Genomic DNA, 25933 nt, shown 5'->3' on the forward strand with positions numbered 1-25933 from the left:
CGTTACCGCGTCAGCAGGTCCTCGGGAATCTGTTGATCCTTGGCCAGGGCGTCGAAGAAGGCGCTCGCCTTCGTCTTGTCCCACAGCAGCACGTTGCCGACGTCGGTGTCGTCGAATCCGCCGATCGGCACGCTGGTGGTGACGGTGTCGCCGCGCATCGCCCAGCCGAGCGCGGCCAGGTTCCAGATGTGGTCGCCGTCATCGACTTTCAGCGATCCGGCCACGCCGGTGGCCATCGGCCACAGGGCGAACGGATTGGCCAGGGTGCCCAGGCTGGTCGCCTTCTTCAACAGCGCCGACATGAACATCCGCTGGTGCTTCATCCGGTCGACGTCCGCGCGCGGGGTCGCCCTGGTGCGCACGAAGCCCAGTGCCTCGGGGCCGGTCAGCTCCTGACAGCCTGCGGGCAGGTCGAGCCCGGCCAGCGGGTCGACGATCGGCTCGTCCAGGCACATCTCGATGCCGCCGAGCGCGTCGACGACGCCGGCGAAGCCGCCGAAGCCGATCTGGGCGTAGTGGTCGATCCGCACGCCGGTGGCTTCCTCCACCGTCTGCACCAGCAGCGACGGGCCGCCGAACGCGAACGAGGCGTTCAGCTTGTCCTTGCCGTGGCCGGGAATGCTGACGTAGGAGTCGCGCGGCAGGCTGACCATCGTGGTCGGCCCGGACGACGGGATGTGCACCAGCATGATCGTGTCGGTGCGTTCCGGGCCGGTGTCGCCGCCGGTCGCCAGCTCCTGCTCCTGCTCGGTCGACAGGTCGCCGCGGCCGTCGGAACCGACCAGCAGCCAGTTCGTGCCGGGCGTATTGCCGATCCGGTCGCTGTAGGAGGCGAGCGCGGGGATGCGGGTCAGCGAGTTGTCCAGGTGCACCACCGCGGCGACCAGGCCGACGATCAGCAGCACGACGACCACCAGGAACCACCGGAACGGGTGCCGCCTGCGCCGTCGTCGCGGCGGCTGGACCCGCCCGCCCGCGTCGGCGGGCGGTGGGGTGCGCCGCCGGGGCGGGACGGCGTCGTGATGGGGGACCGGGCGCTGGGTGGGCGCGTGCCTGACCGGCTCGCGATGCGGCACCGGGCGCTGCGTCGGCGCGTGTCCGCGCGGTGTCACCTGCTCGTGCGGCATCTGCGAATAGGCGAGCGGCTGATCGCCACGGCCGTCGCGATGCAGGACCTGGGTCGGCTCGATATGCGAGGCGGGACGCTCGCGCCGCGGCGCCGGGTTGTAGCGCACGGTCGGACCCTCGTCGGGCGCTGGCATGCGCCCGGCCTGCGGGTTTCCGCGTCGCATGGCCGGATCGCCGCCCGGGGGCAGCGGTCGGCGCGGCGGAGCGCCGCGGCCCGCCGGTGGCGGCACGGCAGGACCGCCGGGGCGGCCTGGCGGCGGCACCCGGCGCCTGCGCGGGTCATCGCGCGGATCGTCGCCGTTCATCACTGTGGAACTCTACTGATCGTCGGGGGCGCGGGTCGGTGTGCGCGCTCGGTTACTACTGGATACCCCGCTCGCGTGCCCGTGTTAGCGCGAAACGCGGTGATGTGGTGAGACTCGCCGTGACACGCCGCCTCACGGCAGCCAGCCGACGCGCCCGCGCAGCACGGTATAGCCCAGGTAGGCGACCGCATCGATGGTCGCGTGCGCCAGGATCAGCGGCCACAGCCGATTGGTGCGCTGCCAGTACCGGCCGAAGATCACCCCCATCACGATGTTGCCGAGCCCGCCACCGAGCCCCTGGTACAGGTGATAGCTGCCACGCAGTAGCGCCGAGGCCGCCAGTGACCGGTTCTCCGACCAGCCGAGCTTGCGCAGCCGGGTGATCAGATAGGCCACCACGAGCACTTCCTCGGCGACCGCGTTCGCGCAGGCCGACAGGATCAGCACCGGCAGCCGCCACCAGTGCTCGGTCAGCGAGCTGGGCACGATGGTGACGCTCACCCCGAGCGCGTGCGCGATGAGATACAGCGCCAGTCCGGGCAGGCCGATCACCGCGGCCAGGATCAGGCCGTGCAGCACGTCGGTCCGGCGGATCCTGGCCAGCCCGATCAGCCGCGGTCCGATCCCGCTGCGCCACAACAGGTACAGGCCCAGCGCCGCCCACGCGAGCAAACGGGTGACGCCGACGAGCTGGAACAGCAGGTCGAGGATCGAGTTTTCCGAGCGCGAGGCGTTCAGCGCCACCGTGCGCCCGCCGACTCCGCCTGGGGCCAGCGCCGAGTCGAGCAGGGCCAGGCCCGCGCTGATCCCGCTCAGCCCGAAGGTGACGAGCAGGACGATGGCGATCTCGACTCGGAGACCGAACCGTTCCCGCTCGCTGAGCGTGGTGTCAGGAGGATCGACGCGCATGTCGCGCAGTGTAGGCAGCCCGGGTGGCCGGGGCGCGTCGCGCCGTGACGGATTCAGATGCGGCGCAGGCCGTTCAGAAAGGGGCAGCCCGCCAGGATGCGCACGGCCTTGCTCAGTGAGGCGACGTCGTCGGCGGGCGTGGCGAAGGGCAGGCGCACGTCGTGGTCGCCCTCGTTGCTCTCCACCCGCAGGGTCAGGCCGTAGCGGTCGATGGCCAGCGGGTGCACCAGGCCGCCGCGCAGCCGGGTCGGCAGGTGGCGGGCGAGCATGGCGACGATGTCGGCGTGGTCCTCGACCATGTGCTGCAGCCAGGCGCTCTCCATCTCGCAGAACGGATCGGCGGTGGCCGCGCGCAGGTCGGCGTGGTCGACCGATTCCGCGCCCGAGGTGTCGGCCAGCACCGCCGAATTCACCACGACGCGCAGCAGGGTGACCCCGTGGCCGACGTCCAGCAGCCCCGGATGCGGGTATTCCTTGGCGATCTCGACCGCGAGCGCGCGCTGGGCCTGCATCGGCACCTGCCGCACCCAGCCGCGCAGCCACACCAGCGCGCGGACCGGTTCGCGCAGCGGCAGCGGCGCGTGGTCGGTGAGCTCGAGCACCGCCGAGGTCTCGTTCGCGGTCGCCGCCAGCGCCGCCGCGATCGAGGTGGCGGGCACCGCGATCACCGCGTCGCCGCAGCGGCGCAGGTGATGCAGCGTGGTCGGCACCGGATCGATGCCGGGGAGCGCGAGCATCGCCGTCTCCGCGTGGGCGCACGCACTACGCACGCGCTCGGCGGTCGTCGGCGCGAGAATCGTGGTGGGGCTCGACATGACATCCTCCGCGAACTGATGATTAGGTAAACCTAAGCTAAGTTACAGCGACGGTTCGCGCAAGAGGACACCCGAGCGAATCGGCGAACGAATCGGCTCTACGGTGGTCTGATGACGCACGACGACCACGGCGACGACCACCCGACCCCCGCCGAACCCGTGCTGGTCACGCTCTCGACCCCCGCCCGCCGCAGCCTGGTGGCCGGCCTGGTCCGCCCGCCGGGCAGCGCACCGGCCACCGCCGAGGTCGTCGACATCGACGTTCCCGACGCCGAACTGGCCGCCTTTCTGGTCCGGATCGCGCACGCCGACCACGGTTTCGTCGCCCGCACCGCCAGCGCGCCCCGCGCCGTCGCCATCGTCGCGGGCACGGTCGCCGCCCTGTGCGGCGAGAACATCCCGACCGCCCTCACCACTCCCGACCTCGAATTCCTGACCGCGCTCAAGCCCCCGGCCATCGAAGCCACCCGCACCGTCCTGCTGGCCATCGAAACCGACGATGAGCAGGCGATCCGCGACGCTCTCCGAGTGCTGGATTCCTGAGCCGGGCCGACTTCGGACAACGCTCCAGCTAATCTTTCTGTGTGCCGCGTATTGCGTATTTCGGACCGTCCGGGACGTTCACCGAGATGGCTCTGGCGAAGTTCGAGAACTCGGGAGCCTTCGACGGCCCCGTCGAGCGAGTCGCCGCGCCGAGTCAGGGCGCGGCGCTCGATCTGATCCGGTCCGACGACGTCGACGGCGCCGTCGTGCCGATCGAGAGTTCGGTCGAAGGATCGATCCCCGCGACGCTGGATTCGCTCGCCCTCGGACCTCGGCTGCAGATCGTCGCCGAGACCGAGCTCGAGGTGAGCTTCACGATCCTCGCGCGACCCGGCACCACCCTCACCGAGGTGCGCACGCTGGCGGCCTATCCGGTCGCGGCCGCGCAGGTCAGGCAGTGGGTCGCGCGGAACATGCCGGGGGCGCAACCGTTCACCTCGGCCTCCAACGCGGCGGCCGCCGAGGACGTCGCGGCCGGCATCGCCGACGCGGCGGTGTCGACGGCGCTGGCGGGGGAGCGCCTCGGCCTGGCCACGCTGGCCGCCGGGGTGGCCGACCACGAGCAGGCGATCACCCGCTTCGTCCTGGTGACGAAACCCGGGGTCGCCCCGCACGCCACCGGCGCCGATCGCACGTCGATCGTGCTCGAACTCCCGAACGAACCCGGGTCGCTGATGCGCGCGTTCGCCGAATTCGCCACCCGCGGTGTCGATCTCACCAGGATCGAGTCGCGGCCGACCCGGACCGCGATGGGCACCTACCGCTTCTACCTGGACTGCGTCGGCCATATCGACGATCCGGCGGTCGCGGAGACATTGAAGGCTTTGCATCGCACGGCGCGGGTCCGCTACCTCGGCTCGTGGCCCGCGTACGCGGCAGTCGGAACACCGCCCCCGTCGGACGAACCTGCCGCAGAATGGTTGACGCAATTGCGAAAGGGGGTCGCTGACCTATGAGTACACCCGCGAAGCTGGTGCTGGTGCGGCACGGCGAGACCGAGGGCAACGTCGCGAAGATCCTGGACACCCAGGTGCCCGGTCTCCCGCTCACCGAACGCGGTGTGGCACAGGCGAAAGCCTTCGGCGCCGGCCTGGTGCGGGCGCCGCAGGTGCTGGTGTCGTCGGAGGCGCTGCGCGCCCGGCAGACGGCGAGCTACATCGAGGCGGCCACCGGTTCGCCCGCGCACGTCCTCGACGGGCTGTACGAGGTGCAGGTCGGCGAGCTGCACGGTCGCTCGGACCAGGCCGCGCACCAGGTCTTCCAGGAGATCTACCGGGGCTGGCACCGCGGCGAGCTCGACACCAGGGCGCCCGGAGGCGAATCCGGCCGCGAGGTGATCGACCGGATCGTGCCGATCCTCGCCGGACTGCGTGAGGAATTCCTGACCGAGGACGCCGAGGGCGACGTGATCGTGGTGAACCACGGCGCCGCCATGCGCCTGGTCGCGATGACGCTGGCCGGGGTGGCGCCGCCGTTCACGACGAACAACCACCTCGACAACACCGAGACCATCGAGCTGCTACCCACCGCCGACGGCGGCTGGGAGTGCCTGCGCTGGGGCAGGTTCACCCCGCCGTTCGCGCTCGAGGCCGCGCCGTCGGCCGACGACCCGATGGGCTGATCAGACCGGGTTGTCGGCCTTCGCGGTCGGGAACTCGGCGCGGATCGGCAGCGACTCGATGAGGTCGGCCACCGCGGTGCGCAGGCGCGCGGTGGTGCCGGTCGCGATGGACGACCACTTCACGCCGTCGTCGGCCATGCTGGCGGTGATGATGAATCGGCCGGCGCGCGTGTTGAACACGGCGATGTGGTTGTCCTGGATGTCGCGGGTGCCGTCACCGTAGGCGACGCCGACGATCTCGGCGTAGGAGTGGATCTCCACCAGTGCCGAGGCCAGGGCCTGGGCGTCGGTGGCCGGCTTGCCGATCTTGCTCAGCCGCTCCGTGGTGGCCGCGACGTCACCGGTGTCGCCGAAGATCGGCGCGAGTTCCTCGGTGGGCGCGTTCATCCCGTACAGCTCGAGCGCTTCGGAGTGCCCGAGCGCCTGCAGCACCGCGCCCGGCAGGTCGAGGCCCGCGTCGTCGATGACGAAGGACTCCGGCCCGCGCAGGGCGACGACCGCGCGGTCGTCGCCCTGCGCCAGGCAGAATCGGTTGACGTGGCCCTGCACCACCCAGCGCAGGGCGATGATCCACTGCGGCCGGTAGAGCACCCGCAGGCGCTCCGCCAGCTCGGTCTGGACCACGTCACCGAACAGCAGTTCACGCTCGGTGAGAGCGGCTTCGGCCGCCTTCATGGCGGCGTCGTGCGTCGAGATGTTGTCGTAGCGACCCATGGCGTCGAGCACCACGGGCATCTCGTCGAACTGCAGCTTCTCCAGGAGAAACTGCATCTCGTCGAGCGAAAGCACGACGGCCTCCAGCAACGAACCCCCGCTACTCCCCCCGAGCACCGTCACTTGGCCGATCCGGCGAGATCGCCGCCGATCACACCTTCGGCCGTGTACCGGCCGTCGGTGAACGCCTCGTCCGAACGGCCGTAGTCGACGGCGTCGTGCTCGTCGTCGTCCTCGCCGTTGGCGCGGTTGCCCATCAGCGGGTTGCCGCTGGTGTTCGCGTTGCGCACGGGCGCACCGTCCGCGCGGGCGACGACCGACTCGGTGACCGCAGGCGCCGCGGCGGGCGCGTTGGCCGCCGGAGCGCCCCAGCCCTCGGGCAGCTTCAGCTGACCGTTGCTGAGCGAGACGTTGCCGAGGCCCGCCGACGTGGTGGCCACTCCGGCCGCCGCGCCGACCGCGCCGAGGCTCGCCATGGCGGGCGCCGCGCCGGTGGCCGCTGGCACGGTCGCCGAGGTGGCGGCCGAGATCGCCGAGGCGCCGATGTTGCCGACCGTGCTGACGCCGCTGGTGACGACGCCACCGGCGACATTGGCCGCCTGGGTGGCGGCGCTGACGACACCGGGGTTGGTGACGAAGGCCTGCGCCGCGGCGACCGCGGTGCTCAGCGGGTCGCCGCCGAAGTCGCCCTCGGCCGCGGTGCCGGCACCGTTGGCGATCGTCGGCGGCATCGAGAACTCACCGGGCGTGGTGACGGTGGCGGTGGTGGCGGCCTCGTAGGTCTCCATCACCAGCGCGGCGCGGATGTCCATGGCGTTGCGGGCGACCTCGGCCGCCTCGAACGCGCCGGACACGACACCGGGCGGGTTGGCCGACGCGGCCACCGCGGTGTTGGTCGCGGCGATCTCGGGCAGGCTCGGCATCGCGAGCGAGGCCACGGTGTAGGCGGTGGCGTTGGCGGTGGCCTTGACCCCCATGGCCGCGGCCATGATGCCCTGCTGACCCGCCCAGGCGCCGAAGGGCGCGAGCTTGGCGAGCACGGCGAGGCCGTTGACACCCTGCAGGCCGACGCCGACCTCGGCGATGACGCGGGTGACGGTGAAGGCGGCGTCACCCCACGCCGCGGCCAGCGTGCCCCACGAGGTGGCGGCGGCGGAGATCGGAACGGCGTGTGCGCCCGCGTTGAGCGTGGTCGAGTTGACTTCTGCCATGCGCGGCAGCCAGAAGACCCCGGTGATCCCTGCGGTCATGCTTGTTTCTCCCCTGAATGAATGATCGACGACGGATCGGGTACGACTAGACCTGGATCGCGGTGATCGCCGCGCCCTGGGCGATGTCCTCGCCGATGTTGGTGACGAGCTGCGAGCGCAGGGTCGCGGCCGCGTGGTGCAGCTCGAGGATGCCCTGGGCGACGGAACTGTCGTGCGTGGCGGCGGCGCGGTTGAAGTGCGAGGCCGCGAGCAGCGACACCTCTTCGGCACCGGACGGGAGCACATGGGTGGTTGGCCCGGCGAGGCCGGCGGCCACGGCGAGGCGCTCGGCGAGCAGATCCAGCTCGGCGGCAGCGGCGAGGACGATTTCAGGTGTGACGAGAACGTGTCCGACCATGACCCGACTCCTTCTGGTGGCGACTATCGGGAACCACGAGAATTCCCCCTACGAGTGATAGGACGCGAGAGCGGGTCGTTCGGTTCCATCGATTCCCCACCCAGTTTCGCTAGCCCCATCCCAGCTCATGCAACCGGTCGTCGTCAATCCCGAAATAGTGTGCTATTTCATGGATCACGGTGATCGCTACTTCCTCGACCACCTCGTCGTCGGTATCGCAGATGTCGAGAATAGCCTCTCGATAGATGGTCACGGTATCCGGCAGTGACCCCGCGTAGTAGCTGTCGCGCTCGGTGAGCGCGATGCCGTGATACAGCCCGAGCAGCGAGGGTTCCTCGTCGTTTCTGGCCTCGACCAGCACCACGACGTTGTCGATCGCCTCGGCCAGCTCGGGCGGGATCAGGTCGAGCGCGTCGCCGACCAGCTCCTCGAAGCGCTCCGGCGACATCCGTTCCGACACGGTCACCGCGGCTGCGGCTGCGGGGGCAGCGGCGCTGCGCCGGGCAGCGGGGCGGGCGTGGAGCGGCCGGTGTTCGGCGGTGGCACCGGGGCTTGACCATCGATCAGGATCTCGCCGCGGGCCGATCCGACGATCGCGGCGAATCCCTCACGGTCGGCGCCTTTTCCGAGCCAGCAATCCAGTTTGTGGCTGCCGGCGAGCCAACTGGTCGGTTCCAGATAATCGAAGAACAGCGTCAGCGTCTTGTTCCGGATGGCGTCGGGGCTGCCCAGATAGTCGGTCGAGAGCCGGTTGCATTCCGACTCGACGTACTTGTCCTGGTCGGCCTCCGAGGGCGGCCCGCCGGTGAAGTTGCTCGCCAGGTCGACGGTGCCGACGATCTCGACCGAGTGCGGCTGGGCGCAGTCGACCGGATCGGTCGGCAGGTTCTGGTTGATGCCGAGGCAGGTGCCGGTGGCGTGCACCTTCGACTGGTCCTGGCTCGCGACGGCGCCGGTCGCGGCCGGGCTGGTCGCGGTCGCGGCGACCTGGAGGCCGCAGCGCAGGGTGCGGTCGCCGTGCTGCCAGCCCGCCGGGCTCGGCGACATCACGTTCACCATGTACCGGCCGCGCGGATCGAAGCGCCCGCCCAGGTACTGCTGCACCGCCGGGACGCAGTGCTCGTCGCGCAGCTCGGTCATCCGCAGCGAATCGGGGTGCCTGGTGCCGCCGGCGAACTCCCGGCCCGGGTAGGCGGCGAGATCGATGACGCCGGCCACCTCGAACAGGTGCTTGTCGTCGCAGTTCACCTTCACGAGGTCGCTGCGGTCGGCCTTGGTCCAGCTCAGGCAGTCTCCCACGTTCGCGCTGGAGAACTCCTTGTCCCTGACCACGGGCTCGGAGCCGGGCTGGTGCGCCTCCAGGCCCTTGTCGTTCTCGAAGCCGGTGACCAGCATGGTGACCATCGCCGCGAGCACCGCACCGAGGGCGCCGATCAGCAGCCCCCACCGCAGTTTCGTCGCCGACAGATGCAGCGAACTGGGGACGCGGCCACGCGACGCGGATCCCTCGGCTGGTTCCCTCTGCTCATCAGACATCGCGGTCCATCATGGCAGCGCGGTCGCCGCCGTGCCACGACCTTCGGCCCGGAACCCGTCGGCGCTGGTCCCGGGCCGACGTCGTCAGCCGCGCAGGGCCGAGGCGAAGATGCCGGGCAGGCGGGTCTTCTTGCCGTCGCCGTAGAAATCGGTGAGCTTGCGACCGGTGCCGGTGCCGGTCTTGTTGCTGACGAACCACGGCGGCTTCGGGCTCAGGGTGAATTCGCCGTGCAGCAGTGCGCGGGGCGCGGGCCGGAACGGGCCGCGGACCACGGTGCGCTCCACGTCGTCGAGCAGGAAGGCGTTGTGCACGACGCCGATGCCGCTCTGGATGTCGTCGAGGGTGTGGCCGGGGAAGGCGCCCCAGCTCGCGCGCGGGGTCAGGAAGGCCAGGCCGGTCCACGCGTTGAGCGCGACGGTGCCGTAGCGGAGGTCCTCGATCGCGGTGTCGAGCGCGCCGCCGAGCTCCTTGATCGTCGCCGGGTGCGCGATGATGTTGGCGCCGAGCGTGCCCATCAGCTCGTCGTTGGCGAAATCGACCGCGTTGCGGAGGAACTCGCCGCCGGTGCCGGTCAGCTCGACCACGCCGAGCACGGGGGAGAAGTACTCGGTGCGCAGCAGCGGGGTGTCCGCGGTGGGCAGGTTCTCGACGAGCACGCGGCCGTTGGCCCGCTCCGAACCCGGGTACGCCGACAGCGCGCCCTCCACCCGGCCGTCGCTGCCCGGGTAGTAGGCGGGCCGCGCGGGCGCGCTGTCGATCGCCGCGCGCAGTTCGGTGAGGAACGCGTCCTTGAGCGGCCAGTCCGCGCTGAGCACCACGGTCTGGGCGGCGACGCAGTTGTAGCCGCCGTTGTGCAGACGCTGGGTCGCCACGTGCTCGGCCTGGAACTTCAGGTCGGCGGCGGACCAGTCGCCCGGCACCACGATGCACGGGGCGACGCCGCCGAGTTCGCTGGTGATCGGCTTGTCCAGCGCGGGCTCGCCGGTCTTCTTGCGCTCGGCGCCCGCCTCGCCGGGACCCCACACGATCGCGTCGTGGGTGGGCGCGCCGCCGGTCATGTGCACGTGCGCGACCTGCGGATGGGTCACCAGGTAGCCGCCCTCCGGCGCGCCGCCGGTGAGGATGCGGACGACCCCGAGCTCGATGAACGGCGCGAAGATGGCCTGGAACACCGGCAGCAGCGGATCGGTGATCGGGTTGAGCTTGAGCGCGACGACCCGGTTGTTGGCGTAGAGCTCGTAGAGGGTGTCCAGCGGCGCGATCGACATGATGTTGCCCGCGCCGAGCACCGCGCCGACACCGCCGGTCGCGGCCGGTTCGAGCTGGGCCAGCCCGGCCTTGCGCCGCGCGGTGGCCGCGTCGACGCCGGGACGCAGCCAGACATCGGCGCTGAAGCCGCTGAGCAGCAGCTTGTCGTAGACGCCATGCGGCAGCGCGGGCACCGAGACCCGGCCACCGGGGGCGGTGCCCAGGTCGACACCGTCGAGCGGGCTCGCGCCGCGCTCGAGCGCGCCGATCGATTCGGCCAGCGCCTGCGCGCCTGCCAGCATCGTCATCGGCCCCGACATCCACTCCTCACCGACCAGCGGGCTGTCGGCGGACAGCTGCTTGATGGTGCGGGCCGCCGCCACCCACGCCTCGGCGTTGGCGGCGGTGTTCGTATGGAGTTCCTCGAGCAGTTCGCGGCGACGGCGCAGGTCGGTCGCGGCCCAGGTCTTTTCCCCCTGTGTGAGATCAGCGAGCGCGGTGTCGATGACGGCGGTGTCGAAAGTAGTACTCACACCGCAACTATGCTCCTGTTCGGCCCGGAAGGCATAGGCCGCGGGATAAAGAGTTGAGTAAACTACTAGGCTGTTTTCTCATGATCGACCTCCGATTCCTGCGCGAGAACCCGGAAGCCGTCCGAGCCTCGCAGCGGGCCCGCGGTGAGGACCCCGCACTCGTCGACGCCCTGCTCGAAGCCGACGCCGCGCGCCGGGCCGCCGTGGCCACCGCCGACACGCTGCGGGCCGAGCACAAGGCGATGGGCAAGGTCATCGGCAAGGCGAGCAAGGACGAGCGTCCGGCGCTGCTGGCCGCCGCGACCGACATGTCCGCCAAGGTCAAGGAAGCCGAGGTCGCCCAGAACGCGGCCGACGCCGACCTCGACGCCGCGCACCGCGCCATCTCCAACGTGGTGCAGGACGGCGCGCCCGCGGGCGGCGAGGACGACTACATCGTGCTCGAAACGGTCGGCACCCCACCGGAGTTCGACTTCGAGCCGAAGGATCACCTCGAGCTCGGCGAGTCGCTCGGCCTGATCGATATGGAGCGCGGCGCCAAGGTGTCGGGCTCGCGGTTCTACTTCCTGACCGGCGCCGGCGCGCTGCTGCAGCTGGGCCTTCTCCAGCTGGCCGCGCAGAAGGCCGTCGCCAACGGCTTCACCATGATGATCCCGCCGGTGCTGGTGCGCCCGGAGATCATGGCCGGGACCGGCTTCCTCGGTCAGCACTCGGCGGAGGTCTACCACCTGGCCGACGACGACCTGTACCTCGTCGGCACCTCGGAGGTGCCGCTGGCCGGCTACCACGCCGAGGAGATCCTCGACCTGAGCGAGGGCCCGAAGCGCTACGCGGGCTGGTCGTCGTGTTTCCGCCGCGAGGCGGGCAGCTACGGCAAGGACACCCGCGGCATCATCCGCGTGCACCAGTTCGACAAGGTGGAGATGTTCGTCTACACCACCCCCGAGCAGGCCGATGCCGAGCATCAGCGGCTGCTCGCGTGGGAGCGCGAGATGCTGGCCGCGATCGACGTGCCCTACCGGGTCATCGACGTGGCCGCGGGCGACCTGGGCAGCTCGGCGGCGCGCAAGTTCGACTGCGAGGCCTGGGTGCCCACCCAGCAGACCTACCGCGAACTCACCTCGACCTCGAACTGCACCACCTTCCAGGCCCGCAGGCTCGCCGTGCGCTACCGCGACGAGAACGGGAAAGCGCAGGTCGCGGCCACGCTGAACGGCACGCTGGCGACCACGCGCTGGATCGTGGCGATCCTGGAGAACCACCAGCAGGCCGACGGTTCGGTGCGGGTGCCCGCGGCCCTGGTGCCCTTCGTCGGCACCGAAGTACTCAAACCGTAGAGTCCTTCACTGTTTGCTGGACTCCCATTTGGTGGATGTGGCAAACGCCCTGACCGAACAACATCTAGGCTGGTGCTCGTGCGAGGAATCGGGGCGCGCGGCGATACCCGAACCCGGGTGCGGGCGGCATCGGCGTTGGCGACGGCGAAGGTCATGGCCAGGACAACGGGGGCGTTCTACGTCCTCGGCGGTGTCCTCGGCCTGACGATCACTGCCATCGCACCGGGTGACGACGGTAATCGGCTGCTGGTCGGTACGGCGGCGGCGGTCGCGCTGGTGCTCGGCCTGACGTTGCTGGCGTGGGGTCCGCGGATGCCGCACTCCCTGCACCACCTCTACCTGGCGACCGCGACCGTCCTGGTGACGATCGCGGTGCACTCCTTCCCGAACCTGGTCGGCGGCATCACGCTGGCCTCGTTCTACGTCTTCGTCGCCTGTGACGCCGCGCTGTTCTTCGCGTGGCCCCAGGCCGCGGCGCACATCGGCTTCGCCATGGCGCTGTGCCTGTGGGTGCTGCCCGACCGCGGGCTGCCGTGGTGGTCGGGCATGATCCCGGCCGGTGTCACCTTCGGCGCCGGTGTCGTCGTCGGCATCCTGACCAGGATGGCCTCGGACGCCGATATCGATGTGCTCACCGGGCTGCTGAACCGGCGTGGCTTCGAGAAGCAGCTCAACCCCGCGATCGACGCGGCGGGTCGCGGTGGTCAGGGCCTGGCCCTGGTCCTGGTCGACCTGGACCGCTTCCAGAAGATCAACGATCACCTCGGCCACCGGGCCGGGGACGCGGTGCTGCAGCGGGTCGCCGACACCTGGCTCGACCTGCTCGCCCCCGATCAGGTGCTGGCCCGCTTCGGCGGCGACGTCTTCGCGCTGCTGCTGCCCGGCACCACCGAGCAGGCCGCGATCCTGCTCACCGAGAAGCTGCGCGCCGCGGTGACCATGGGCTGTTCGGCCGGTGTCACCTCCTGGCAGCCGGGTGAGTCCGGGTCGCTGCTGATCAGCCGCGCCGATGTCGGCCTGTACCGGGCCAAGCAGGCGGGCCGCAACCGCACGGTGCTCGAGTCGTCGCGGCAGCTGCCGCTGGCGGTGGAGCTGCGCGAGGCGATCGACCGCGGCGCGCTCGACGTGCACTACCAGCCGATCGTCAGCCTGTCCGAGGACGGCGGCCAGGCCGTCGGGGTCGAGGCGCTGCTGCGCTGGTCGTCCAACGCCCAGCCGGAGGTCACCACCGAGGGCCTGATCCGGGTCGCCGAGGAATACGACCTCATCTCCGACCTGGACGAGCTGGTGCTGCGCCGCGCGTGCGCCGACGCCGCCCGCCTGCAGGAGAGCTTCGCCTCGCTGGACCTGACCCTGAACGTCAACGTCTCGGGCCTGGAGCTGGCCGAACCCGATTACGCCGAGCGGGTCGCGACCATCCTCAACGACACCGGCTGGCCCGCCGATCAGCTGGTCCTCGAGGTCACCGAGAGCGAGCTGGCCGCCGAATCGCAGACCGCGATCACCAACCTGCACACCCTGCGCGACCGTGGCGTCCGCATCGCCATCGACGACTTCGGCACCGGCTACTCCTCGCTGAGCCGCCTGGCCACCATCCCCAGCGACATCCTCAAGGTCGACCAGTCCTTCGTCGCCGCGATCCGCTCCGACTCACCGGCGCCGCCGCTGCTCGGGGTGATCGCCGCGCTCAGCAAGTCGCTGGATCTGCAGGTCATCGCCGAGGGCGTGGAGACCGAATACCAGGCGGCGGTGCTCACCGAGCTCGGCTTCGCGCTGGCCCAGGGCTACCACTACAGCGACTCGCATCCGGTCTCGGAACTGATCAACGACCTCAACGACGGTCAGCCGCGCACCGGCAGCACCGACGACGATTCGCTCTCGGCGAGCGGCTGGATTCCGCTCGGTTAATCGCTTGACGCCTCGCCCGCTCGCGGCGAACCATGGACGCATGCGAATGCTCATCTACCGCTGTTGATCTTCGGAGCTCTACCGGCGCGCTGCGGCGGTGGTGGCGCGCTTGACCAGTGATCCGGTCGACGTGCGCGGTGTCGCGGTTCGGGCGGTCCTGTTCAGGGGCACGCGCGACCTGCTGCCGATCTATGCGCTCTACGGTGTGCTCTTCGCCGATCACGGCCTGAGCACCGCGCAGATCTCGCTGCTGCTCGCCCTCTGGTCGATCACCGCCTTCCTGCTGGAGGTGCCGTCGGGCGCCTGGGCCGACACCGTCTCGCGCCGGGCGTTGCTGGTGCTGAGCTGCCTGCTGCAGGCGGCCTGCTTCGCGCTGTGGATGCTGGCCCCGTCGTTCCTCGGTTTCGCGCTGGGCTTCGTGATCTGGGGTGTCGCGTCGTCGCTGGAATCGGGCACCTTCGAGGCGCTGATCTACGACGACCTGGTCGCCCGTGGGGAACCGTCGGCCTACGCCAGGATCATGGGCTGGGCGCGTGGCGCCCAGGAGACCACCGTGCTGGCGGCGATCCTGGTGGCCGCCCCGCTCTTCGCGCTCGGCGGCTATCCGCTGGTCGGCTGGGTCAGCGTCGGTATCGCCCTGCTGCACACCCTGACCGCGGTGGCGTTGCCGAGCCCGCCGGTCGCCATCTCCGCCACCGCCGTGGACGACCTCGACGACGAGCCACCGGCCGCGGGCCCGCACCGGGTCCCGGGCGCGGCTCCGGGGCATCCACGCCCGGTAGGCGGCGCCGAAACGGCCCGCATCGACGACAAGGCGCCTGGCGCGGGCGATCCTGCCGACAACCGGGTCGCGCCCGCCGAGGCCACCGCGATTCGGACCGAGACGCCGACTGGCCCGGCGCGCTACCTGGCCATGCTGCGCACCGGCACCGCCGAGGCGTTCCGGGTGCGCCGGGTGCGCCGTGGCGTGCTGCTTGGCGCCCTGCTGTACGGCGTCACCGCCTTCGACGAGTACTTCGGTCTGCTCGCGGTGTCCGGTGGCTCGTCGACCAGCATGTCCGCGCTGCTGGTCGGCGTGACGGTGGTCGGTTCGCTCGCCGGTTCGCTGCTGGCGGGCCGGACCGAGGTCGTCCCGGCGCGCTGGCTGGCCGTGGCGTTGTTCGCGGCCGGTCTGCTGTTCATCGCGGGCGCGCTGGCGGTGGGCGCCGCGCCGACCGTCGGCCCGATCCTGCTGTGGGCCGGTTTCGTCGGTATCGGCATCGCCTACGGGGTCGACTTCGCGATCGAGGTGGTGGCCGGGGCCCGGCTGCAGGCCGCCATCGCGGGCCCGGCCAGGGCGACGGTGCTGTCGTTCTCCGGACTGCTCTCGGAGATCGTCGCGCTGGCGGTTTTCGGTTTCGTCGCCGCGGCCACCCAGTGGCTGACGATGTCGGCCACGATCGCCCTGCTCGGCACGGTCCTGCTCGCGGCCGCGCTGCTCACCCCGAGCTGGCTGCCGCCGCGGGTCTCGGACGACTAGTCACCACCGCAGCATCGGCAGTGGTCGCGTGGGATGCCGCACCGCCTGCCGCAGCGCGCTGCGCACCAGGAAGCCGTGGAATCCCCGATACGGAAACCGCGTGACGACCTGCGCGGCGAACCCCGCGTCGATTCCGCTCCGGAGCACACCGTGGCTGACATCGACGCGATCGGCGACCCGGAACGTCTCGACGAGCGGATCGGTCCTGGCCCGCAGACCGTGATGATCGAGCACCATCATCCGCACGAGTTCCGGATCGGTGATCCCGAACCCGGCCGCGAGCTCGTCGCCGAGCTCGGCCGACGGCGCTAGGTAGTCGAAGGTGCCCGCCGTCCAGATCCCCAGATCGTGCACGGCCCAGGCCAGGGCGGCCGCGTCCGGCAGCTCCCCGCCGAGCAGCGCCCGCTGGTAGTTCGCGCAGCGATAGACGTGGTTGCGGTAGGTCTGTTCGTCCGGCCCGAGCGCCGCGCGATGACGTGCCAGTACCTCGTCGATCACCGGGTGTGCCTGCATCGGAACATCGTTCGCCGACATCGTTCTCGCCCCCTGACGCGTGTCCGGACACCACCGGTGAGTCTACTGTCGGAAGGCACAGCGGCACGGTGACGAAAGGACGCGGTGGTCGGGCGCGGCGGTCTCGGACTGATCTTCGGCTTCTGCATCGGCGCCGGCGTCGCCGTGCAGGGGCGGATCAACGGCGCGCTCGGCGCGGAACTGGGTGACGGTGTCGCGGCCGCCACCATCAGCTTCGGCACCGGCCTGCTGGTCCTGCTGATCGCCTTCGCGGCCAGCCCGGCCCTGCGCGCCGGACTGGGCAGGGTGCGCACCGGCGTCGCGGACGGCACGCTGCGGCCCTGGCAGCTGCTCGGTGGCCTGTGCGGCGCGTTCTTCGTCGCGAGCCAGGGACTGACGATCGCCGCGATCGGCGTCACGGCCTTCACCGTCGCCGCGGTGGCGGGTCAGCTGCTCAGCAGTCTCATCGTGGATCGGCTCGGCATCGCGCCCGCCGGTCGCACGCCGGTCACCGGGTGGCGGGTGGTCGCCGCCGTGCTCGGCATCGCGGGCGTCTTCCTCTCGGCGGGCGGGCACTCCGTCCCCGCCGGCGCGGTCACCGGGGTGCCCGACCTCCCGCTCCTGCTCATCGCCCTCCCCGCGCTCGCCGGCGTCGGCCTGGCCTGGCAGCAAGCCGTGAACGGCCGGGTGGGCGCGGTCGGCGGCCCCTTCTCCGCCACCCTGGTCAACTTCGTCGTCGGCCTGGTCGCCCTCTGCGCGTTCGACCTGGTCACCCTGCTCCGCACCGGTCTGCCGACCGCCTTCCCCACGGCCCCCTGGCTCTACCTCGGCGGCCTGATCGGCGTCGCCTTCATCGCCCTGGCCGCCGTCACCGTCGGCCTGATCGGCGTCCTCCTCCTCGGCCTGACCTCCGTGGCGGGCCAGCTCGTCACCGCCCTCCTGCTCGACACCATCGACGGAAAACTCTCCACCACAGCCGTTCTCAGCTGCGCGATCGTCCTCGCCGCGGTCGCGGTGGCCGCTCGCGCGTCGGCCGCTACCACGTAAGAATCAGGTGGTCAGAACGTACTCGAGGCTCGCAGTTTGGTCGGAGTAGGTCCGAACGGAGACAACTGCAACGAATTCCTCGTCGGAAGCAGCGTTTGGCAGAGTGGTCCAGTAGTTGGCGAGGTACCAGCCCGCGCCGGTCGTCCCCCTAGGTCCGAGGCCGGCACAAAAGAACCAGAACCGATCCGGGTGCACATGCGGAGCCGGCCGGACGCGCGCGATCAGGCCGACGTTTCGGCTGTCGTCGGAAGTGAATTGGTGACCGTCGGCGAGGATGATGTCCTCACGAAACGGTCGGCGTGAATCTCTGCTGTCGCGAATCGTGAACAGGGGCGACTCGCACGTCTCGAGATACATGTGCGTGCAGTCGTTACTGGTGAGCCCGAAACTGATGAAGGGCCGATCACAGGCAGCGACCACCTCCTTGTCGCTTTGTATGTCGACGGCAATATCTGTGTGCCGCTGCAGCATCCCCATCACATAGAGCATTCCACGAACATCACTCTCAGCCAGCGCGACCGGGACATCGATGCGTCGTTGCCCACTGAACGCGCTCGTCTGCTTGCTGAAAATATGCTGCGGGAGGATCCCTGCCCTAGCCAGCGCATCCACTGACTCATCGGAAAGCTCGAAGGTAGGCACCACCAGCGTGACGCCGGTACGAGCCATCTCCGCGCCGAGCAGTGCCGCGAGACTCCTGTCCTGCGGACTGTCTCGCGGGACTGTGGGCGTGAGCGAACTTTGCGGGAGATCACCTGTTCCGAAAAGCGCCTCCATAGACCATCCTGGGAACATCTTGGCCAGGACGCGACGGTGATGATTTAGCGGAAGCCCTTTCAGCGATCCCGCCAGCCAGTTGTAGTACTGCGCTTTCGACGGGCCGTTGCCTGGCGGCAGCGGCGGATCGAGCTGCGCGCCGACGCGGTCGTAGGCGGCGCAGAATTCTGAGTGGCTCGACAGATGTCGTTCAGTGAGCAGCAGCTTGAGTACCGTCCCCACAGTTTCTCCCCAATCGCCGAGCGCCGCCGAGCCTACCTGTCCATCGCCTTCCATCGGACGAGACAAGTCAAGGCAAGACCAGATCGGTCATCCACGGCGACGCGACTGTACCGCCTGCGGGAGAACACTTTTCGGTACCGGGCTAGCTCATCCCCAGCGCGGACCGGCAAGCATTCTCACAGACGGGATTACCCATGCGTACCAGCATCATCCGAGTTGTCGGCGTCCTCAGTACCGCATCTACGATCGGTGTAGGCCTGATCGTCGGCGCGGGCCCTGCCACCGCTTACCCCTGGCCATTCAAGACTTGCAACGCGAGGAATTACGAGACCGACGACGGTGGGGTCACCAAGTTCCGGTTCGACTCGACCGACAACTACGGACGTCGCCACTACGAGGTCCGGGTGAGGGGGGCACTGCCCGAGCCCACCAACTACTACTCGCAGGCCAATTGGGCCAGCTGCCAGGCCTGATTCTTCGGGAGGCGATCCAGCTGGAGGACCGGAGACACCGCGTCGGACGAGCGGTGCCTCCGGTCCTCCCGGCGGAAACAGTACGAACGCGATGACTGCCATGGGCGGACGCCAGAGTGCCCGGGACCGTCGGTGCTGGTGTTAGGTTGCTCGCGAACGTACCGAGCCGGGCTGAACGGACCGACTCGCCCGCCGCGGCGGGAGTGAAGTGGGGGAGTGCCGAAGTGATCGAGCCGATGGCGGCGGGCGAACTGACGATGATCGGCCGGTACCGGATTCGCGGTGTGCTCGGCGCGGGCGGGATGGGGCGGGTCCTGCTGGCCACGGGGCCGGACGGGCGCTTCGTCGCGATCAAGCAGATCCACGCCCACCTGCTCGACGACCGCGAGTTCCGGGCGCGCTTCGAGCGTGAGGTCGCCATCTCCGCCCGGGTGTCCGGCGCGTTCACGGCGGCGGTCGTCGACTTCGACACCAGCGGCGAAACACCCTGGCTGGCCTCGGTGTTCATCGCCGGTGTCCCGCTGGATCGCGCGGTTCGCGAACTCGGCCCGCTGCCGGTCCCGGCGTTGCGCACCCTCGCCTCCGGTCTCGCCTCGGCCCTGCACTCCATCCATGCCACCGGCCTGGTGCACCGTGATCTCAAGCCCGCCAACGTGATCCTCGCCGCCGACGGACCCCGGGTCATCGATTTCGGCATCGCGCAGGCGGTGGGTTCCGGAGCGCTCACCGAGGTCGGCGCCGTCGTCGGCTCGCCCGCGTACATGTCACCGGAGCAGGCCATGAGCGAGCCGGTGACCTCGGCCAGCGATGTCTTCTCCCTCGGTTCGCTGCTGTGCATGGCGGCCACCGGACAGAGCCCGTTCGCCGCCACCTCCGCGCCGTACACCCTGTTCAACATCGTCCACAGCGAACCCCAGCTCGACCAGGTCCCCGCGCCGCTGCGCGAGCTGATCGCGGGATGCCTGCGCAAGGACCCCCAGGCCAGGCCAACTCCCGCGCAGATCCTGGACTACCTCGGCGTCCTCCCGGTCCAGCCGCACCCTTGGCCCGCGCCGATCCACACCGAAATCGCCGATCAGACCCGGAATCTGGTGGCGCTCACCTCGGATCCCGAGGCGACGCAGATCATTCCGGCCGACCTCGCGATTCCCCAGGCACCCACCGCGCCACCACCCACCGCGCCTCGGAAGCGGCGCACGGCACTGCGGGTGGGGCTCGCCGTGGCGGTGGCGGCGGTGCTCGCCGCCGGGCTCACCGCGGTCGTGCTGCGTGGCGGCGAAGCGACGCCCCCGACCGCGACGCCGACGGCCACCCTCCCGAGCATCGACCAGCTGCGCGGCGTCGACACGTGCGCCTGGCTGCCGAAGGCGCTCGGCACCACCCTGCCGAGTGCCGCCGCGGCCAAGGCGTCCACCGATGTGTCGTCCTGGCGCTGGCAGGCGACGTCGAGCTGGGGCTGCGACGGTACCTCGGGAGCCGCGCGCATCGCGGTCGAAATCGGCGCCGCGATCGACGGATTCGAGCCGAACGAGCGGGTGGTCAACGGCTACGCGGTGGCTCGCCGAGGTGCCGACTGCGCCTTCGCGATCGAGGGCGGCGCAGCCGGCGCGCGCTGGGGCATCACGGCCGACACCTTCACCCGCGACGACTGCGCCCTCGCCGATCAGGTCGTCGACCGGCTGACCGCGTCGCTGGGTGGGCTGTCGGCCGATCCCGCCGCGCAGCGCTCGCTGGCCTCGGTCGATCCCTGTGCCCTGGTGGACAACGCGGCCTTCGCGCGACTCGGCGCCGGTGCCGCGGTGTCGGCGCACACCTGCCACTGGCCGGGGACGACCAGCGTGCGGGTCACGCTGGCACAGCCACGACAGCGGCAGACCTCGATGGCGGAGGAGACGATCGATATCGGCGACGGCATCCTGGTCGAGAAGTCCGGCGAGATCACCGCCCCGGCGTCCGAATGCCGCCGGACCTACCGCTACCGCAAGGTCGGCCAGACCTTCACCGAGGTCGTCGAGATCCTGGTGAGCGATCCGACCCTGCGCACGGCCCAGCTGTGCGAAATCGCCGACCCGCTGGTGAAGCAAGCCGTCGGCAGGTTGCCCGCGCAGTAGCGGCGCCGATAGCCGGGTGATAGTTTCACGGCAGAGTTCGGGAGGGGGCCGGCGTGCAGACCGCCGGTCGGAGGGGATTATTCGTGCGTTACCGGTCGCGTTGTCTCGCGGCGTTGCTGTCGCTCGCGCTGCTCACCTCGGCGTGCGGTGACGATGCCGCGGAGGCCGACCACGGCGGCTACGCCCTGGAGCCCATCCCTGGCGACTTCGACGACGCGCCGAGCCGTGTGCGTGGCTCGCTGGTGGAATCGGTGCGCATCGGGGAGCGGCTGCTGTTCGCCGACCGGGTCGACCCGGATCTGGTCGAGGGTGACGGCGGCGGCGTGGTCGTCGGGGCGCGCGGCGTCGACGAACTGCTCTCGGGCGTGCAGCAATCGGCCCTGCAACCCTTCGACGTGCTGGCCGGGTTCGGCGCGATCGGCAGCAACGGCCGCCCCGACAACGAGCAGCAGCACAAGTTGCTGTCGATCACGATCCTGTCCCTGCCCGACGCGGAGCAGGCCGGTGCCGCCGCGCAGGCGATGGCCGCCGCGGATTTCGGCGCCAACACCGAGAACGCGCCGCTGCCGCTGCCCGACTACCCCGCCGCGCTGAGCCATTGGCGGCCCGGTGTGCCGACGGTCGGCAGCTGGCTGGTGTGGAAGAACCTGGTGATCCGGGTGTACGCGAAGGTCGTCGACCCGCGACCCGAGGTGCTGACCGAGCTGCTCACCCGCACCTACCGCGCCCAGCTGACCGAGCTCGACGGCTTCGTCCCCACCGCGGCCGCCGACCTGCCGACCCTGAAACTCGACAGCGCGCACCTGCTCACCCGGGTGGTCAAGACCGGCGAATACTGGCCGGACCGCTGGGATTTCATGATCTACGGGCCGCGAACCTACGCCCTGCTCCTCGACAAGCCCGCGGCTCGGCTGCGCGATTTCGAAGCGAGCTCGATCGACGCGGTCGCGGTCTCGTACAACAAGTTCCTGCATCGGGCGCGGGACGCGAGTGCCGCCCGGACCCACGCCGCAACCGAGGAGAAGACGCTGCTGGCCGCCGATTACACGGCGATCGGCGAGGTGGCCGGGCTCAGCGGGGTGACGTGCTATCGCGCGGCGCGACCCAATACCGAGGTGAGCGCCGCCCGCCGGTTCGCCTGCCTGGTCCGCCGCGACGAATTCGTCGCCCGCGTCTACAGCAATCAGGAAACCGATGTCCGGCAACTCGCGGTCGCGCAGTACGCGTTGCTGAGCGGATCCCGGTGAGACGGGGAGACGAGCGATGAAACCACTGGGTCCACGGGATCCCGATCGGCTCGGCCGCAACCGCCTGCTGGCCGTGGTCGGCCGGGGCGGCATGGGGCAGGTGCTGCTGGGTCAAGGCCCCGACGGCCGGTTGATCGCCGTCAAGCAGATCCACCATCAGTTCACCGGGAACCCCGAGTTCCGGGCCAGGTTCCGGCGCGAGGTGCTCGCCTCCCAGCAGGTCACCGGCGCCTACACGGCAGGCGTCGTCGACCACGACGCCGACTCCGAAACACCCTGGCTGGCCTCGGAATACATCGCGGGCCCCTCGTTGCAGGAGATGGTGGGCGAGTTCGGCAGGCTGACCGTGAGCGGGCTGAAGCTGCTGGCCACCGGGCTGGCGATGGCGCTGCTCGAGATCCACCGGACCGGCCTGGTGCACCGTGACCTCAAGCCGAGCAATGTCCTGCTGACCAACGACGGCCCGCGGGTCATCGACTTCGGCATCGCCAAGGCGCTCGAGGACGACGTCGCCCTCACCGCCACCGGTGCGGTGCTCGGCTCGCCCGCGTACATGTCGCCCGAGCAGGCCGAATGCCAGCCGCTCACCCCGGCTTCCGATGTGTTCGCGGTCGGCGCGGTGCTGGCGATGGCGGCCACCGGGGTCAGCCCGTTCGAGGCAGCGTCGACGCCGCAGGTGCTCTACAACGTCCTCTACACCGCGCCGGACACCACGGCCATCCCGCCGCCGATCCGCGCGCTGGTCGAGGCGTGCCTGGCGAAGGACCCGTCGGCTCGCCCGACCCCGGAGCAGTTGCTCGACGCGGCGAGCCGGATCGAGGCCGAGCCGGTGTGGCCGGTCCGGATCCGCAGGCGGATCGCGGAATGCCAGGCCGAGGCGGCACGCTGGGCCGACGGCACCGCGACCGTCGCCCCCGAGCCGGTCGACCAGCCGAAGCGGCCGATGTCGCGCTTCGTCGTCGCGGCCGCGGTGGTGTCGGCCCTGGTGCTCGGCGTCATCACGATCGTCGGCATCGGCGTGGAGGGCAACGCGGTGGCGATGGACGATCCAGCGCTCGCGCTGACCGTCGACGAGAGCCGCAGGCTCGATCTCTGCGAGCTGCTGAAGCCGGCGGTGCTCGGTGAACTCGGCACGGCGACCGGCGAACTCGTGCCGAACGGCGTGCACTCGTGCAGCCTCACCTACCGCGAACCATCCGGTCGCAAGATGCAACTCACCCTCGAGAACGGCTCGCCGGTCGAGCAGATCAAGGGCAGGACCCCGATGGGCAGCACCATCAACTGGATGCCGGTGCTCGGCCGGAACAAGGAAGCCCGCAACTGCGACCGCTCGGTCGTGGCGCAGAGCGGGCTGCCGATGGCGCTGACCTTGAGCTCGTCGACCTTCGAGGGCGGCGACACCTGTCCGGCGATCGAACGTGGACTCGTCGCGGTGGTACGCCGCCTCGCGGTCAACCCGCCGCTGCGCGACCTTCCCGCGAACTCGGTGCTGCGGCTCGATCCCTGCGTGCTGCTGGATTCCGCGGACATCGGTTCGGTGACCGGTGACCCGGCCCGCAGCCGCACGGTGCACGGCTGCGTGGCGGACGGGCGGGAAGGGTACGTCGCGCTGGACCTCGACGATCGCCTGCGGCCCGACCACGTGGTCGGCGGCAAGGTCCGGCCCACCAGGACGATCGCGGGGCGCACGGTGAACATCCAGACGGAGAACGTCAACTACTGCGAGCTGGCCTATCTGACCAGGCCAAGCCGGGACGACCAGGCGGAGCAAGTGCGCATCATGTACTCGGCGTACAAGCCGGGGCCGTTGAGCCCGTGCGATGCCGCGGCCACCCTGTTCGCGCCCGTTCTCACGAAGTTGCCGACCTCATGACGATTCATCCCCGCGGTCCCGGCGAACCGGACACCATCGGCCGCTATCGCGTCATCGGCGCCCTCGACTCGACCGCGGGTTTCCGCTCGCTGCTCGCGGCGGGCCCCGACGATTCCCTCGTCGTCGTGCGGCAGGCCGAGGCCGAACTGGTCGACGAGCCCGAGTTCCGGATCAGGCTGCGGCACAGCGCGGTCGCCGCGATGCGGGTCTCGGGCGCCACCAACACGACGGTGATCGATGTCGACGCCGATGCCGACAAACCCTGGCTCGCCTCGGTATTCGTGCCGGGTGTGCGGCTCGACCGCGCGGTCGCCGAGCACGGCCCGTTGCCGGTGCCCGCTGTCCGCGCGCTCGCCGCGGCCCTGGCCTCGGCATTGCGGACCGTGCACGCCGCAGGCCTCGTCCATCAGCGGCTCAGGGCCGACTCGGTGTTGTTGGCACGCGAGGGCGGACGGCTCAACGAGATCGGCATCACGCCGGTCGCCGGACCGCCGACGACCGGCAGCGTGACCGCCCTCGGCACCCCGGACTTCCTCGCGCCCGAACAGGCGCTCGGGCTGGCGATCACCCCGGCCGCCGACATGTTCGCGCTCGGCTCGGTGCTCGCCTTCGCGGCCTCGGGCAGCGCGCCGTTCACCGCGCCGTCGGTGCCGTACATCCTGTTCAACATCGCGCAGCGCGAGCCCGATCTGAGCCGGGTGCCCGAACCGCTGTACGAGCTGATCGCCGCGTGCCTGCGCAAGGACCCGGCGGCCCGGCCGACGCCGGGTCAGATGCTGGAGTACCTCGGCGGTCCGCCCGCCGCAGCCCCGCCCTGGCCCGCGCCGGTACTCGACGACATCGGCCGTCAGCAGGACCAGGTGTCCGCCCTGCTCGCCGGGTTGCCGCCGGTCGTCGCGCCGGTGGCGCCACCGGCCAGGCCGTTGCCTGAGGTGCTCGCCGGTTTCGGGCAGAATGCGCTCGATACCGGCAGGCGGGCGATGCGATCCGGCCTGCGCCGCTGGCACTCGGCAACCCCGAAAATCCGGAGCGCGCTGGCAGGCGGGCTGGCGGCGCTGCTGCTCGTGGTCGGCGGCCTCGCCTACTTGGCCACCAGACCGGCGAGCGAACCGGCGCCGGTGACCGGCTTGACCCTCGCCCAGCTGCGCCAGACCGACGCGTGCGCCTGGCTCGGCAAGGCCATCGGCGCCGCCGTCCCGGTTGCGCCGACACCGCTCGCCGCCGACACCTGGAAGCTGGACACGTCCACGACCTGGGGCTGCTACGCCACCTCCAACCGGACCTCGCTGAGTCTGGAGCTGGGCACCGAGGACATGTACCTGACGCCGAACCAGACCATCGTCGACGGCGTGCCGATCATCGACGGCAGTGCGGCCGGCTGCACCAGGGCCATCGCCAGTCCGGGCGCGGAGGGTCCGTCGGGCATCGTCATCACCCTCCACCAACCGAGTGGCGTCAAGGGGTGCGAGGGTATCGACTACGTCGCGGCCAACATCGCTCGGTCGCTGTCGTCCGCGCCGCGCGCCGCGCACCAGGAGTCGTCCCTGGCGCTGGTCGAGCCGTGCACCCTGCTCGATCGTGACCTGGTCGCCGCCAGGATCGGCAAGCTGGCGCCCGCGCCGACGGTCGCGGACGCGCACACCTGTCAGTTGAACGGCAGCGTGCAGCTCAGCCTGAAACTCGTCAGCAGCAGCAGGTACACCTCGGGCAGCGAGCAGGTGACGGTATCCGTCGACGGGTACCGGCTCTATGTCGACCAAGCCACCAGCACGAAGGCCATGTGTACCAGGGCCTACCTCGCCCCCCGGTCCGAGAAGGAGACGGTCGAGGTCACGGTGCACGGTGCCGAGGGCATGCGCGAGGACTACTGCGCGATCGCCGCCGAGGTCCTGCGCTCCGCCGCGGAGAAGCTGCCGAACCGCTGAGATCCCCGTCCCCCGTCGGT

The 25933-nt window shown here is 70.5% G+C and carries 23 protein-coding genes; 12 read left to right on the forward strand and 11 right to left on the reverse strand.

Annotated features, from left to right (window positions below):
- Nucleotides 1-2: 2 nt before the first annotated feature.
- The 3 genes from AB0L91_RS12400 to AB0L91_RS12410 all read right to left on the reverse strand — a co-directional run bounded on the left by AB0L91_RS12400 (nt 3) and on the right by AB0L91_RS12410 (nt 3157).
- Entirely contained in the window at nt 3-1433 is a 1431-nt protein-coding gene (locus tag AB0L91_RS12400) for an LCP family protein (RefSeq protein WP_365009444.1), read from the reverse strand.
- A gap of 132 nt (nt 1434-1565) precedes the next feature.
- Nucleotides 1566-2342, reverse strand: coding sequence for a CPBP family intramembrane glutamic endopeptidase (locus AB0L91_RS12405; RefSeq protein WP_365009446.1), 777 nt, complete (start codon nt 2340-2342; stop codon nt 1566-1568).
- Nucleotides 2343-2395: 53 nt separating this feature from the next.
- Nucleotides 2396-3157 carry a DUF2470 domain-containing protein gene (locus AB0L91_RS12410; protein ID WP_365009447.1) on the reverse strand — a complete coding sequence of 254 codons (762 nt, stop codon included), beginning with the start codon at nt 3155-3157 and terminating at the stop codon, nt 2396-2398.
- 111 nt (nt 3158-3268) lie between these two features.
- Between AB0L91_RS12410 and AB0L91_RS12415 the strand changes: the two genes are divergently transcribed.
- Genes AB0L91_RS12415 through AB0L91_RS12425 form a run of 3 tightly spaced genes read left to right on the forward strand, consistent with a single transcriptional unit; the run spans nt 3269 to nt 5321 of the window.
- Entirely contained in the window at nt 3269-3700 is a 432-nt protein-coding gene (locus tag AB0L91_RS12415; protein ID WP_365009450.1) for a hypothetical protein, read from the forward strand.
- A gap of 41 nt (nt 3701-3741) precedes the next feature.
- On the forward strand, nt 3742-4656 hold the full coding sequence (gene pheA / locus AB0L91_RS12420) for a prephenate dehydratase (protein ID WP_365009452.1): 915 nt from the start codon (nt 3742-3744) through the stop codon (nt 4654-4656).
- Entirely contained in the window at nt 4653-5321 is a 669-nt protein-coding gene (locus AB0L91_RS12425; protein WP_365009454.1) for a histidine phosphatase family protein, read from the forward strand. The genes pheA and AB0L91_RS12425 overlap by 4 nt, the downstream gene beginning before the upstream one ends.
- Here AB0L91_RS12425 and AB0L91_RS12430 read toward each other — a convergent pair whose 3' ends face one another.
- The 6 genes from AB0L91_RS12430 to AB0L91_RS12455 form a co-directional block, all read right to left on the reverse strand.
- The gene (locus tag AB0L91_RS12430) at nt 5322-6092 is read right to left on the reverse strand and encodes an ESX secretion-associated protein EspG (protein ID WP_365009456.1); all 771 of its coding nucleotides are present in this window, start codon (nt 6090-6092) and stop codon (nt 5322-5324) included. It abuts the gene before it with no gap.
- 62 nt (nt 6093-6154) lie between these two features.
- A complete protein-coding gene (locus AB0L91_RS12435) occupies nt 6155-7285 on the reverse strand; it encodes a PPE family protein (protein WP_355283718.1) in 1131 nt (376 codons plus the stop codon).
- A gap of 46 nt (nt 7286-7331) precedes the next feature.
- Entirely contained in the window at nt 7332-7643 is a 312-nt protein-coding gene (locus AB0L91_RS12440; protein WP_355283715.1) for a PE family protein, read from the reverse strand.
- Nucleotides 7644-7752: 109 nt separating this feature from the next.
- Nucleotides 7753-8103, reverse strand: a complete 351-nt coding sequence (locus AB0L91_RS12445; protein WP_355283827.1) for a metallopeptidase family protein — start codon at nt 8101-8103, stop codon at nt 7753-7755.
- A 2-nt stretch (nt 8104-8105) separates the two neighbouring features.
- On the reverse strand, nt 8106-9179 hold the full coding sequence (locus AB0L91_RS12450) for a septum formation family protein (protein WP_365009460.1): 1074 nt from the start codon (nt 9177-9179) through the stop codon (nt 8106-8108).
- Nucleotides 9180-9263: 84 nt separating this feature from the next.
- Complete coding sequence (locus AB0L91_RS12455; protein WP_365009462.1) at nt 9264-10961, reverse strand: aldehyde dehydrogenase family protein; 1698 nt, start codon at nt 10959-10961, stop codon at nt 9264-9266.
- An 80-nt stretch (nt 10962-11041) separates the two neighbouring features.
- Here AB0L91_RS12455 and serS point away from each other — a divergent pair, with 80 nt between their 5' ends.
- The 3 genes from serS to AB0L91_RS12470 all read left to right on the forward strand — a co-directional run bounded on the left by serS (nt 11042) and on the right by AB0L91_RS12470 (nt 15725).
- Complete coding sequence (gene serS / locus AB0L91_RS12460; RefSeq protein WP_355283706.1) at nt 11042-12298, forward strand: serine--tRNA ligase; 1257 nt, start codon at nt 11042-11044, stop codon at nt 12296-12298.
- Nucleotides 12299-12376: 78 nt separating this feature from the next.
- The gene (locus AB0L91_RS12465; protein WP_355283703.1) at nt 12377-14206 is read left to right on the forward strand and encodes a bifunctional diguanylate cyclase/phosphodiesterase; all 1830 of its coding nucleotides are present in this window, start codon (nt 12377-12379) and stop codon (nt 14204-14206) included.
- 100 nt (nt 14207-14306) lie between these two features.
- On the forward strand, nt 14307-15725 hold the full coding sequence (locus AB0L91_RS12470) for an MFS transporter (RefSeq protein ID WP_365011274.1): 1419 nt from the start codon (nt 14307-14309) through the stop codon (nt 15723-15725).
- On the opposite strand, the gene AB0L91_RS12475 is transcribed toward AB0L91_RS12470, so the two are convergent.
- Nucleotides 15726-16238 carry a hypothetical protein gene (locus tag AB0L91_RS12475; protein WP_365009464.1) on the reverse strand — a complete coding sequence of 171 codons (513 nt, stop codon included), beginning with the start codon at nt 16236-16238 and terminating at the stop codon, nt 15726-15728.
- 105 nt (nt 16239-16343) lie between these two features.
- Here AB0L91_RS12475 and AB0L91_RS12480 point away from each other — a divergent pair, with 105 nt between their 5' ends.
- Nucleotides 16344-17285: a DMT family transporter gene (locus tag AB0L91_RS12480; protein WP_365009467.1), complete on the forward strand. Its 942-nt coding sequence runs from the start codon at nt 16344-16346 to the stop codon at nt 17283-17285.
- Between the two features lie 3 nt (nt 17286-17288).
- Here the strand turns inward: AB0L91_RS12480 and AB0L91_RS12485 are convergent, their stop codons facing one another.
- Complete coding sequence (locus AB0L91_RS12485; RefSeq protein WP_365009470.1) at nt 17289-18338, reverse strand: hypothetical protein; 1050 nt, start codon at nt 18336-18338, stop codon at nt 17289-17291.
- Between the two features lie 140 nt (nt 18339-18478).
- Between AB0L91_RS12485 and AB0L91_RS12490 the strand changes: the two genes are divergently transcribed.
- The 5 genes from AB0L91_RS12490 (at nt 18479) to AB0L91_RS12510 (ending at nt 25913) form a co-directional block, all read left to right on the forward strand.
- Nucleotides 18479-18757, forward strand: a complete 279-nt coding sequence (locus tag AB0L91_RS12490; RefSeq protein WP_365009472.1) for a hypothetical protein — start codon at nt 18479-18481, stop codon at nt 18755-18757.
- Nucleotides 18758-18981: 224 nt separating this feature from the next.
- Nucleotides 18982-20868 carry a serine/threonine-protein kinase gene (locus tag AB0L91_RS12495; RefSeq protein ID WP_365009475.1) on the forward strand — a complete coding sequence of 629 codons (1887 nt, stop codon included), beginning with the start codon at nt 18982-18984 and terminating at the stop codon, nt 20866-20868.
- A gap of 83 nt (nt 20869-20951) precedes the next feature.
- Complete coding sequence (locus AB0L91_RS12500) at nt 20952-22115, forward strand: hypothetical protein (protein ID WP_365009477.1); 1164 nt, start codon at nt 20952-20954, stop codon at nt 22113-22115.
- Nucleotides 22116-22131: 16 nt separating this feature from the next.
- Nucleotides 22132-23988: a serine/threonine-protein kinase gene (locus AB0L91_RS12505; RefSeq protein WP_365009479.1), complete on the forward strand. Its 1857-nt coding sequence runs from the start codon at nt 22132-22134 to the stop codon at nt 23986-23988.
- Nucleotides 23985-25913, forward strand: coding sequence for a protein kinase (locus AB0L91_RS12510; RefSeq protein WP_365009481.1), 1929 nt, complete (start codon nt 23985-23987; stop codon nt 25911-25913). The genes AB0L91_RS12505 and AB0L91_RS12510 overlap by 4 nt, the downstream gene beginning before the upstream one ends.
- Nucleotides 25914-25933 lie beyond the last annotated feature (20 nt).

The organism is Nocardia sp. NPDC051833 (genome assembly GCF_040681225.1).
Lineage (GTDB): Bacteria > Actinomycetota > Actinomycetes > Mycobacteriales > Mycobacteriaceae > Nocardia.

Excerpts from the sequence above, each read along its gene's own strand:
- AB0L91_RS12400 (WP_365009444.1), bottom strand. The coding sequence starts at position 1,433 with ATGAACGGCGACGATCCGCGCGATGACCCGCGCAGGCGCCGGGTGCCG.
- AB0L91_RS12410 (WP_365009447.1), bottom strand. The coding sequence starts at position 3,157 with ATGTCGAGCCCCACCACGATTCTCGCGCCGACGACCGCCGAGCGCGTG.
- AB0L91_RS12425 (WP_365009454.1), top strand. The coding sequence starts at position 4,653 with ATGAGTACACCCGCGAAGCTGGTGCTGGTGCGGCACGGCGAGACCGAG.
- AB0L91_RS12490 (WP_365009472.1), top strand. The coding sequence starts at position 18,479 with ATGCGTACCAGCATCATCCGAGTTGTCGGCGTCCTCAGTACCGCATCT.
- serS (WP_355283706.1), top strand. The coding sequence starts at position 11,042 with ATGATCGACCTCCGATTCCTGCGCGAGAACCCGGAAGCCGTCCGAGCC.
- AB0L91_RS12415 (WP_365009450.1), top strand. The coding sequence starts at position 3,269 with ATGACGCACGACGACCACGGCGACGACCACCCGACCCCCGCCGAACCC.
- AB0L91_RS12450 (WP_365009460.1), bottom strand. The coding sequence starts at position 9,179 with ATGTCTGATGAGCAGAGGGAACCAGCCGAGGGATCCGCGTCGCGTGGC.
- AB0L91_RS12485 (WP_365009470.1), bottom strand. The coding sequence starts at position 18,338 with ATGGAAGGCGATGGACAGGTAGGCTCGGCGGCGCTCGGCGATTGGGGA.
- AB0L91_RS12440 (WP_355283715.1), bottom strand. The coding sequence starts at position 7,643 with ATGGTCGGACACGTTCTCGTCACACCTGAAATCGTCCTCGCCGCTGCC.
- AB0L91_RS12510 (WP_365009481.1), top strand. The coding sequence starts at position 23,985 with ATGACGATTCATCCCCGCGGTCCCGGCGAACCGGACACCATCGGCCGC.
- AB0L91_RS12430 (WP_365009456.1), bottom strand. The coding sequence starts at position 6,092 with ATGCAGTTTCTCCTGGAGAAGCTGCAGTTCGACGAGATGCCCGTGGTG.
- AB0L91_RS12435 (WP_355283718.1), bottom strand. The coding sequence starts at position 7,285 with ATGACCGCAGGGATCACCGGGGTCTTCTGGCTGCCGCGCATGGCAGAA.
- AB0L91_RS12475 (WP_365009464.1), bottom strand. The coding sequence starts at position 16,238 with ATGCAGGCACACCCGGTGATCGACGAGGTACTGGCACGTCATCGCGCG.
- AB0L91_RS12505 (WP_365009479.1), top strand. The coding sequence starts at position 22,132 with ATGAAACCACTGGGTCCACGGGATCCCGATCGGCTCGGCCGCAACCGC.
- AB0L91_RS12405 (WP_365009446.1), bottom strand. The coding sequence starts at position 2,342 with ATGCGCGTCGATCCTCCTGACACCACGCTCAGCGAGCGGGAACGGTTC.